Source organism: Vibrio sp. 1167, from assembly GCF_033340375.1.
GTDB classification, from domain to species: domain Bacteria; phylum Pseudomonadota; class Gammaproteobacteria; order Enterobacterales; family Vibrionaceae; genus Vibrio; species Vibrio alginolyticus.
The window spans coordinates 1-8,285 of sequence record NZ_JAWOWK010000029.1 but is presented as its reverse complement, the minus strand read 5'-3'; the positions used below and the strand labels follow the sequence as shown (position 1 = coordinate 8,285).

Sequence of the window (8,285 nt, the reverse complement as noted above, 5' to 3'; positions counted from 1 at the left end):
TCTTAAACCTGAACTCTTTTGAATCCAAGTTAAAATCATTACTTTTGTACATAATTTCCCTCTATTCGTATAACGCCCTGTTAAGGGGTGAGCAACGCAATACCAAAACCGCCGCATACCACCTTAATCACTTAAACCAACGCATAGTGAAAATGCCACGCGTTGCGAATCCCTCTTGAACAGTTTGTTAGTATTCAGACCCAACCTGTTACACCTAACTTAGAAAGAAGTCTTACTTATCAGTTCTCTATCGTTTTGATCCCACAGTTTTCACAGATCGTATGCCGAGAAAACTCATCCATAGAAGCTAAAAATGGACCAACTGCCCAACCTTTGATTAACCCAGCAATAAACTCTTTACGCTTTTGATGTTTTACACCAGCAAAAGGACTTGGGTTCCTAATCAATACGGTAATATGTTTAGATTTAATGTTACAAGCAGAACACTGATATTTGTCTATCTGATGAAGCACTAATTTTCCACCTGAATACTAACGCCCTGTTAAGGTGTGAGCAACGCAATACCGATGCCACCGCATACCACCTTAAACACCAAACACAACGCATAGTAAAAATGCCACGCGTTGCGAATCACTCTTAAACAGTTTGTTATGTTCGTAGCTTTTGTAGTCCTCGAATCGCCCTGTTAGTCGACTCTACCAAGTCAGCCCGTTTCAATTTTTCTCGAATTGCCAATGCTTCTATGAACTGTTGCTCTGCCAGTTTATAATTGCCAACCTCAACATTCAATTTACCCAAATGCTGCAAGCTAAAACTCAAAGAAAGCTCACAAGCAAAGTCCTGGCTCTTTAAGAATGCTTTTTCAGCGCCAATCATGTCACCTGAATATTGCAGAGCCATACCTGAAACATGGGTTGACCAGAATTTGTTCTTAACGCTAGACGTTGAAGTATGCACTTTGGAAGCCATCCAATAAGCTAACCTACAAGGCCCAATGATTCGTAAACAATCGGCTATCAAGATTAGCTGCCATTCTAGCTTCTCTTTTTTGTTTGAAAGCTTGGATACGAGGGCTTTATACAGCTTTACAATAAGTTTCTGAAAAACGCCAAAAGTTACCCTGTCCCTTTGATATTCCAACATGTCCTCCAAGAACATAACGCCCTGCTAAGGGGTGAACAACACAATACCGAAGCCGCTGCAAACCACCTTAATCACTAAAATCAACGCATAGTAAAAATGCCACGCGTTGTGAATCCCTCTTGAGCAGTTTGTTAGTTTGCAAACCCAAAGGATTGATTTTACGTTATTTTAAACTTTGCAAACAATAAACTTTATGTGCTTTGATGCACTTAAGTCAGGCGTAGTCTCAAAGCGACTACTCAATGAAACCACTTGGAACAAGCAACGCCGCAGAAAACGAACTCACAACACCAAAAAGCACTTTTGGAAAACCAATCTCACAATACGGACTTTCAACAAAGTCACTGAAACCACGTGAACTTGCCACACCAGAGAAAACATCCTCGCAGCGAGTAAATCGGCTTTTGTATCAACAGACTCAACGAGCAGAGTTTCAGCAAAAAAGTTCGACTCAGTGAACCCAAAAGTCGCCGCACCAAAGAACCAATCAACCGTTAAAACGATGCCAATTTTGGATTTTTTCTACGTTAATTAACACTGAAATTGAACGCCGATACGACAATTTCAACTTTGAGATTTTACCATTAGATCTTGCGATATAGCTGCATTTTTCCTCTTGCAAACTAACGCCGCATTAAGGTGTGAGCAACGCTACTACCAAACCTCAACCATACCACCGTAAACACGAAACCAAACCATGAGCTGAAAATGCCAAGCGTTGGGAATCACTCTTAAATGCTTTGTTATGTGAATTTTTACTCGTACTTTTTACTGTTGTGCTTTAACCAACCATGCGGGTGCCTATTGTTGGGATCGTGGTGTGTCCAGTGCATTACACCACCCTTTTTATTCCATTCATATTCACCGTAAAACTGAACTCGATCGCCGACTTTTAGATTGGGAATTCTTGGTGCTAAGTCGATGTTATGAGCAACAAGTAAAGTTTGCTTACTATCTAATTTGAGTATGAATTTTTGATGTCGACTTCCTTTGTTGTCATCTGGCAATAGGCGAGTTACTGTTCCTGAACCTCGAACTTGAAGGTCACTTTGATGATTTTCAAACGCCTGTCCGAGCTTGTAGTCATTCGCTAGAGCACCAACTGAAACTAAGCAAAAAGCTGCTATAAATATTGCGAAGAACTTCTTCATATACTCAATTTCTCCAATTCACATAACGCTCTGTTAAGGGGTGAGCAACGCAATACCGAAGCCGACGCAAACCACCTTAAACACTAAAACTAACGCATAGTGAAAATGCCACGCGTTGCGAATCCCTCTTGAACAGTTTGTTATACCTTTAGTCGACTTGACATGAAAAACTACATGTTATTGAGCGATATTTGGCATGCTTGCTGTAATCCCTGCCATCAAACCAATACGTTTTTTGATTTACCGACACAGAGCAGCTATTGATCGATGTACTTCCTAAAGCGCAAAATGATAGTTGTTTTTTTAGAGCCTCTGGCTCAATGAAGTACTGGCAGGTTAAAGACGACTCTTCTTGGTTATCATAACGTTGTAATACGCCGATTCTGCCCTTTTTTACTTCATATAATCCATCTTGACGCTTTACTGAGTCTTGAAAAATATCTTTATCCGCTCGTAATACACAGAACCCATCACTCTCAGCATAAAGATTAACTTTTACAGGCTCACTTGCATTAGCAACCCCTGTAGAAACCATCAACATTGCTACAGTACTAACTATCAATTTCATAGAATCCTCCCTGAGGTATAACGCCTTGCTAAGGTGTGAGCAACGCAATACCTTAGCCTCCGCATAATACCTTAAACACATAAACCGACGCATAGTAAAAATGCCACGCGTTGCGAATCACTCTTAAGCAACTTGTTATACCGCTTGGTTGAGGCTAAAATGGCCAGCATAAAGACCACTTAAGAGACTGATTATATGACCACTAGAATTTTAGCCGATGTTGCTGCAAGCATTACTGAGTTAAAAGCTAACCCTATGAAAGTTGCAACTAGTGCTTACGGCGAACCTGTTGCTGTATTAAACCGAAATGAACCAGCATTTTATTGCGTACCTGCCGAAGCGTACGAAATGATGATGGACAGACTCGAAGATCTTGAACTACTCGCTATCGCTAAAGAGCGTGAATCTGAAGAGAGCATTTCGGTAAATATTGATGACCTATAAACTCGACTTTAAAAAGAGCGCACTCAAAGAGTGGAAAAAGCTTGGCTCTACTCTGCAACAACAATTTAAGAAAAAGCTAATCGAGCGCTTAGATAACCCACATGTTCCAGCTTCAAAACTTTCTGGAGCTGACAACATGTATAAAATTAAGTTGCGTCAATCGGGCTACCGTCTCGTCTACAAAGTTGAAGACGATGTCATCATTGTAACCGTCCTAGCAGTTGGAAAGCGCGAACGTAGCGATGTTTATCGTAAAGCCATGAAAAGGTTAGATGACTGATTGCGGTATAACGCCGCATTAAGGTGTGAGCAACGCTGCCACCTTACCTAAACCATGCACCTTAAACACGAAACCCAACGCAGAGACGAAAATGACAAGCGTTGGGAATCACTCTTAAATGCTTTGTTAGCAGACTATTCAGTCTTGCGCACGTTCATACATATCTAGCAAGTCAAATGGAGCAAGGTTTTTACCTAATTCCGTTAGAGTTAATTGTTTTTCATTGGGTAAATTTTGAAACTTTAATTCAAAGCGTAAATCGACTTTAGTAAAAAGTAACTTTTTGATCTCATTTACTCTTAACTTTGTTAATGGATATTCTTCTTTTTCAGAATTTTCAACCAATAAGAATAACTTCATCAAAGTACCTAACTCATGAAGTGAACACTGATACAAAGAGTTTTTATATAAGTACCCAATACTTATCGATAGATCCGTCTCAACTTGCTTAACCTTTTGGATTAAGTCATCACTTACAGATTGCATTTTTGATGATGCAATACATTGACTATTCTTACTTTCATACTCGATTAATGATTTGTTTACCGCATTGAGCATAAGCTCATCGGTAGCAGATGCTAAACGAGGTAATAGAAGAAAAAGTACTAGGATTATAATTTTTTTCATTCAGACACCTTACATCCGTAATGCACAGCTTTCCAAAACTGGCGTTCTTTATGACTAATCTTACCTCGTATCATTTGTAAACCTGCAATTGTACTGATTTGGTTTTTAGCATGGCGTTCTAATGCCCCAAAAGATCTAAAAAAGTACTCCCAGTTCGTTTGATATATACTCCAAGAAGTGGTGGCGACATCGTTAGACACTAGTTGAAATCCCAATGTTTTCTCTATAGGTCCGGCAGACGCTGGAGCTTTTACGGTTAAGCCACCAAAAATCACAGCCAAATGTCCCAAAGCTATAGCAACCCAACCATCATCAATCTTGGCATTCATTTCGTTTATAGCATTTAGCGCTTCTTGGCTTTCCTCATCAAATGTCAATCCAATTAATACTGGACACGGTTTGTTTTGCATTTCAAATACTCCTAGTAAAATCTAACTATAATTTTTTGGAGCGAGTTTTTTAAAAAAAATCAGAATATTTGCGTATCAGTTTTACTTATACTGAAAATGATAGATCTCATTGTTACTTGTTTTGGCTGCTAACGCCCTGTTAAGGTGTGAGCAACGCAATACGAAAGCCTCCGCACACCACCTAAATCACTAAAATCAACGCAGGGTAAAAATGCCACGCGTTGCGAATCACTCTTAAACAGTTTGTTAGCATGTTGTTTCCGCTACAAACTCATTCACTTGAGAGCGTGTTGTGAAACGTACTTTAGAACCGTGAAAATCTCTGAACAATTGCTGATGGAACTGTCGTGAACTTTTGGATTCGCGAACCGAGTATTCAGAAGCCCATTTTAATAATTCACGAAAATTCTTCTCCGCCTGTTCCTCATTAAGTTGCTTCGAGCTCTCCGAACCACGAGAATAAAGAGAACTTTTACATTCAGACCATTCCAAATCCAAAAACAACAGCATGTCAGCAGATAAAATAAGCTGTTCGGCTAAAGCACCAAATACTCCCTCAACTACCCAGTTGCATTGAGACTTTATACTAGCAATTTCATTTTCGATTGCTCCGGTGGAGCGTTTTTGATTATAGCCACCTGGCTCCCATACAATCGAGTCCAAGTTAACTTCTTGCAACTGAAGTTTTCGGGATAACTGTTTCGACAACCAACTCTTGCCTGAGCCAGAATTACCGATGATGAGAATTTTCTTCATATTACTCCCGCATGCTAACGCCGCGTTAAGGGGTGAACAACGCCACCACCTGACCTAAACCATTGTGCCATAATCACAAAAGCTAAACTTTGAACCAAAACTGCCAAGCGTTGAGAATCCCTCTTGAACGCTTTGTTATGTGCGTGCTAAACGGTAGCGCCTTACAGTGCCCTCGTTTTCACTTGTATAGTTACCAAGATACTCACCGCCGCAGTTTTCGATAACCTTTTGGGATGCAGGATTGTCAATTGAACAAGTAACAATAACTGAGTCAGTGACAACATGGTCTCGCACCCAAGCTAGGAGAAATGAGGCTACACCTTTACCACGAGCTGACGGTCTAGTTTCGTAGCCAACATGCCCAATGACATTTTCTACGTTGGCATTAGTACCTTTACGAACTCGAATAGCGCCTAAGATTTCAGAGTTAGATACGCAATAATAAGTTGTACTGGGTAAATAACCGTTTGGCAATTCAGAAGTTGCCTTAGAACGTTCAACCAAACCGGATAAATAAGCTTCAGGCTCTTGCTCAACGCCGGAATATTTAAGGATACCCGACTCCAAACATTCTTTCGCGTAACTCGCTAATATCGGAGCTAAATCTGGACTCGCTTCTAATACTTCCATGTCAATTTTCCTCAAAAGCACATAACGCTGCGTTAAGTGGTGAACAACGCAACCACCCAACCTAAACTATTGTGCCGTAAACACTAAAGCCGATTCAAACCAAAACTGCCAAGCGTTGTGAATCCGTCTTAAACGCTTTGTTATGCGTTTTTTACCGCGTCAAAAAGACTTCTTTCACTATCTGACAAAGGGACTTCAGTCCATTTGGGTGCTATTGCATTTTTGTATTCTTTTGGAAGCTCATCTATTAAGCAATATAACCATGCTAACTTGAGTTCTTCTCTACTCATTTCATTCACAAACTGTGCTATTAATTTGCGTTCAACTTTAAGAAGACTGCGCTTCCATTGAGCCATCTCATTTAAGTTTGAGTTCTTTAAAATGTCATCAACTGTTGCCTTTCCATCTCTGGTTAGCTGTGAAACAGCATTAGGCCACAGCCATTTTAAAAACTCATACCCCTTGTTTGTGTAACCACCGCTATGAGCAGATTTATAGGTTCTCATCAATCGCACATGATCTTCGATTGTATATTTAGTCTTGCCACTCCTATGCTGCCAAATCGTATATATGACACCATAAAGGGCTATTAAAACAGCAGCTGTACCAGCAGAAAATGACCCCAAATTTGCCCAAGATGAAGCATCATCAGGAACTCCGAACTTAGATTGGTAAGTACCGAATGTCATAAGAATTATCGAAAGTAGTACAGCTATATGTTTGAACAATTTATTTTATCCTCTGATACGCATAACGCCTTGCTAAGGTGTGAGCAACGCAATACCTTAGCCTCCGCATAATACCTTAAACACATAAACCGACGCATAGTAAAAATGCCACGCGTTGCGAATCACTCTTAAGCAACTTGTTATACCGCTTTGTTGAGGCTAAAATGACCAACATAAAGACCACTTAAGAGACCGATTATATGACCACTAGAATTTTAGCCGATGTTGCTGCAAGCATTACCGAATTGAAAGCTAACCCTATGAAAGTTGCAACTAGTGCTTATGGCGAACCTGTTGCAGTATTAAACCGAAATGAGCCAGCATTTTATTGCGTACCTGCCGAAGCGTAAGAAATGATGATGGACAGACTCGAAGATCTTGAACTACTAGCTATCGCTAAAGAGCGTGAATCTGAAGAGAGCATTTCGGTAAATATTGATGACCTATAAACTCGACTTTAAAAAGAGCGCACTCAAAGAGTGGAAAAAGCTTGGCTCTACTCTGCAACAACAATTTAAGAAAAAGCTAATCGAGCGCTTAGATAACCCACATGTTCCAGCTTCAAAACTTTCTGGAGCTGACAACATGTATAAAATTAAGTTGCGTCAATCGGGCTACCGTCTCGTCTACAAAGTTGAAGACGATGTCATCATTGTAACCGTCTTAGCAGTCGGAAAACGAGAACGTAGCGATGTTTACCGTAAAGCCATGAAAAGGTTAGATGATTGATTGCGGTATAACGCCTTGCTAAGGTGTGAGCAACGCAATACCTTAGCCTCCGCATAATACCTTAAACACATAAACCGACGCATAGTAAAAATGCCACGCGTTGCGAATCACTCTTAAGCAACTTGTTATACCGCTTGCTTGAGGCTAAAATGACCAATATAAAGACTACTTAAGAGACCTATAATATGACCACTAGAATTTTAGCCGATGTTGCTGCAAGCATTACTGAGTTGAAAGCTAACCCTATGAAAGTTGCAACTAGTGCGTACGGCGAACCTGTTGCTGTACTAAACCGAAATGAGCCCGCATTTTATTGCGTACCTGCCGAAGCGTACGAAATGATGATGGACAGACTCGAAGATCTTGAACTATTAGCTATTGCGAAAGAGCGTGAATCTGAAGAGAGCATTTCGGTAAACATTGATGACCTATAAACTCGACTTTAAAAAGAGCGCACTCAAAGAGTGGAAAAAGCTTGGCTCAACACTGCAACAACAATTTAAGAAAAAGCTAATCGAGCGCTTAGATAACCCGCATGTTCCAGCTTCAAAACTCTCTGGAGCTGACAACATGTATAAAATCAAGCTGCGCCAATCGGGCTACCGTCTCGTCTACAAAGTTGAAGACGATGTCATCATTGTAACCGTCTTGGCAGTCGGAAAACGCGAACGTAGCGATGTTTACCGTAAAGCTATGAAAAGGTTAGATGATTGATTGTGGTATAACGCCTTGTTAAGGTGTGAGGCACGCAATACCGAAGGTTCCGCATAACACCTTAACCACTAAAGCCAACGCATAGTAAAAATGCCACGCGTGCCGAATCACTCTTGAACAATTTGTTATACGAATTTCTTCAGT

14 protein-coding genes and 1 pseudogene are annotated in these 8,285 nt (G+C 40.4%); 6 read left to right on the top strand and 9 right to left on the bottom strand.

Features of this window, described 5'->3' with window-relative positions; all coding sequences use genetic code 11:
- Positions 1-239: 239 nt before the first annotated feature.
- From R7Z78_RS23880 to R7Z78_RS23860, 4 genes are all read right to left on the bottom strand, one after another.
- Entirely contained in the window at positions 240-473 is a 234-nt protein-coding gene (locus R7Z78_RS23880; protein WP_005377029.1) for a hypothetical protein, read from the bottom strand.
- A 136-nt stretch (positions 474-609) separates the two neighbouring features.
- Positions 610-1,119, bottom strand: a complete 510-nt coding sequence (locus tag R7Z78_RS23875) for a hypothetical protein (RefSeq protein WP_020840826.1) — start codon at positions 1,117-1,119, stop codon at positions 610-612.
- Between the two features lie 740 nt (positions 1,120-1,859).
- Positions 1,860-2,255 (bottom strand): DUF3465 domain-containing protein, encoded by a 396-nt coding sequence (locus R7Z78_RS23870; protein ID WP_104975428.1) that lies wholly within the window; start codon positions 2,253-2,255, stop codon positions 1,860-1,862.
- Positions 2,256-2,403: 148 nt separating this feature from the next.
- Complete coding sequence (locus R7Z78_RS23860) at positions 2,404-2,823, bottom strand: hypothetical protein (protein WP_085761055.1); 420 nt, start codon at positions 2,821-2,823, stop codon at positions 2,404-2,406.
- A gap of 195 nt (positions 2,824-3,018) precedes the next feature.
- Between R7Z78_RS23860 and R7Z78_RS23855 the strand changes: the two genes are divergently transcribed.
- Together R7Z78_RS23855 and R7Z78_RS23850 are read left to right on the top strand one after the other, a co-directional pair.
- Positions 3,019-3,267 carry a type II toxin-antitoxin system Phd/YefM family antitoxin gene (locus tag R7Z78_RS23855; protein ID WP_005377003.1) on the top strand — a complete coding sequence of 83 codons (249 nt, stop codon included), beginning with the start codon at positions 3,019-3,021 and terminating at the stop codon, positions 3,265-3,267.
- Positions 3,257-3,547, top strand: a complete 291-nt coding sequence (locus R7Z78_RS23850; protein WP_005377002.1) for a type II toxin-antitoxin system RelE family toxin — start codon at positions 3,257-3,259, stop codon at positions 3,545-3,547. The genes R7Z78_RS23855 and R7Z78_RS23850 overlap by 11 nt, the downstream gene beginning before the upstream one ends.
- Before the next feature lie 138 nt (positions 3,548-3,685).
- On the opposite strand, the gene R7Z78_RS23845 is transcribed toward R7Z78_RS23850, so the two are convergent.
- The 5 genes from R7Z78_RS23845 to R7Z78_RS23825 form a co-directional block, all read right to left on the bottom strand.
- Positions 3,686-4,174 carry a hypothetical protein gene (locus R7Z78_RS23845; RefSeq protein ID WP_104975429.1) on the bottom strand — a complete coding sequence of 163 codons (489 nt, stop codon included), beginning with the start codon at positions 4,172-4,174 and terminating at the stop codon, positions 3,686-3,688.
- On the bottom strand, positions 4,171-4,584 hold the full coding sequence (locus R7Z78_RS23840; RefSeq protein WP_050549549.1) for a hypothetical protein: 414 nt from the start codon (positions 4,582-4,584) through the stop codon (positions 4,171-4,173). The genes R7Z78_RS23845 and R7Z78_RS23840 overlap by 4 nt, the downstream gene beginning before the upstream one ends.
- Positions 4,585-4,830: 246 nt before the next feature.
- Entirely contained in the window at positions 4,831-5,340 is a 510-nt protein-coding gene (locus tag R7Z78_RS23835; RefSeq protein ID WP_005376997.1) for a hypothetical protein, read from the bottom strand.
- 135 nt (positions 5,341-5,475) lie between these two features.
- Positions 5,476-5,970, bottom strand: a complete 495-nt coding sequence (locus R7Z78_RS23830; protein WP_104975430.1) for a GNAT family N-acetyltransferase — start codon at positions 5,968-5,970, stop codon at positions 5,476-5,478.
- A gap of 140 nt (positions 5,971-6,110) precedes the next feature.
- Positions 6,111-6,659: a hypothetical protein gene (locus R7Z78_RS23825; RefSeq protein WP_128740525.1), complete on the bottom strand. Its 549-nt coding sequence runs from the start codon at positions 6,657-6,659 to the stop codon at positions 6,111-6,113.
- Between the two features lie 239 nt (positions 6,660-6,898).
- Between R7Z78_RS23825 and R7Z78_RS23820 the strand changes: the two are divergent.
- From R7Z78_RS23820 to R7Z78_RS23805, 4 genes and pseudogenes are all read left to right on the top strand, one after another.
- Positions 6,899-7,147, top strand: a pseudogene (locus R7Z78_RS23820) (type II toxin-antitoxin system Phd/YefM family antitoxin).
- Positions 7,137-7,427 carry a type II toxin-antitoxin system RelE family toxin gene (locus R7Z78_RS23815; protein ID WP_005377002.1) on the top strand — a complete coding sequence of 97 codons (291 nt, stop codon included), beginning with the start codon at positions 7,137-7,139 and terminating at the stop codon, positions 7,425-7,427. Before R7Z78_RS23820 ends, R7Z78_RS23815 begins: the two are co-directional and overlap by 11 nt.
- Before the next feature lie 185 nt (positions 7,428-7,612).
- The gene (locus R7Z78_RS23810) at positions 7,613-7,861 is read left to right on the top strand and encodes a type II toxin-antitoxin system Phd/YefM family antitoxin (RefSeq protein WP_005377003.1); all 249 of its coding nucleotides are present in this window, start codon (positions 7,613-7,615) and stop codon (positions 7,859-7,861) included.
- Complete coding sequence (locus R7Z78_RS23805; RefSeq protein ID WP_005377002.1) at positions 7,851-8,141, top strand: type II toxin-antitoxin system RelE family toxin; 291 nt, start codon at positions 7,851-7,853, stop codon at positions 8,139-8,141. The genes R7Z78_RS23810 and R7Z78_RS23805 overlap by 11 nt, the downstream gene beginning before the upstream one ends.
- Positions 8,142-8,285 lie beyond the last annotated feature (144 nt).

What these genes read in the sequence shown, in the direction of transcription:
- R7Z78_RS23850 (WP_005377002.1), top strand. Translation starts at nt 3,257, where the DNA reads ATGACCTATAAACTCGACTTTAAAAAGAGCGCACTCAAAGAGTGGAAA.
- R7Z78_RS23845 (WP_104975429.1), bottom strand. Translation starts at nt 4,174, where the DNA reads ATGAAAAAAATTATAATCCTAGTACTTTTTCTTCTATTACCTCGTTTA.
- R7Z78_RS23870 (WP_104975428.1), bottom strand. Translation starts at nt 2,255, where the DNA reads ATGAAGAAGTTCTTCGCAATATTTATAGCAGCTTTTTGCTTAGTTTCA.
- R7Z78_RS23830 (WP_104975430.1), bottom strand. Translation starts at nt 5,970, where the DNA reads ATGGAAGTATTAGAAGCGAGTCCAGATTTAGCTCCGATATTAGCGAGT.
- R7Z78_RS23860 (WP_085761055.1), bottom strand. Translation starts at nt 2,823, where the DNA reads ATGAAATTGATAGTTAGTACTGTAGCAATGTTGATGGTTTCTACAGGG.
- R7Z78_RS23835 (WP_005376997.1), bottom strand. Translation starts at nt 5,340, where the DNA reads ATGAAGAAAATTCTCATCATCGGTAATTCTGGCTCAGGCAAGAGTTGG.
- R7Z78_RS23810 (WP_005377003.1), top strand. Translation starts at nt 7,613, where the DNA reads ATGACCACTAGAATTTTAGCCGATGTTGCTGCAAGCATTACTGAGTTG.
- R7Z78_RS23815 (WP_005377002.1), top strand. Translation starts at nt 7,137, where the DNA reads ATGACCTATAAACTCGACTTTAAAAAGAGCGCACTCAAAGAGTGGAAA.
- R7Z78_RS23855 (WP_005377003.1), top strand. Translation starts at nt 3,019, where the DNA reads ATGACCACTAGAATTTTAGCCGATGTTGCTGCAAGCATTACTGAGTTA.
- R7Z78_RS23840 (WP_050549549.1), bottom strand. Translation starts at nt 4,584, where the DNA reads ATGCAAAACAAACCGTGTCCAGTATTAATTGGATTGACATTTGATGAG.
- R7Z78_RS23825 (WP_128740525.1), bottom strand. Translation starts at nt 6,659, where the DNA reads ATGACATTCGGTACTTACCAATCTAAGTTCGGAGTTCCTGATGATGCT.
- R7Z78_RS23805 (WP_005377002.1), top strand. Translation starts at nt 7,851, where the DNA reads ATGACCTATAAACTCGACTTTAAAAAGAGCGCACTCAAAGAGTGGAAA.
- R7Z78_RS23875 (WP_020840826.1), bottom strand. Translation starts at nt 1,119, where the DNA reads ATGTTCTTGGAGGACATGTTGGAATATCAAAGGGACAGGGTAACTTTT.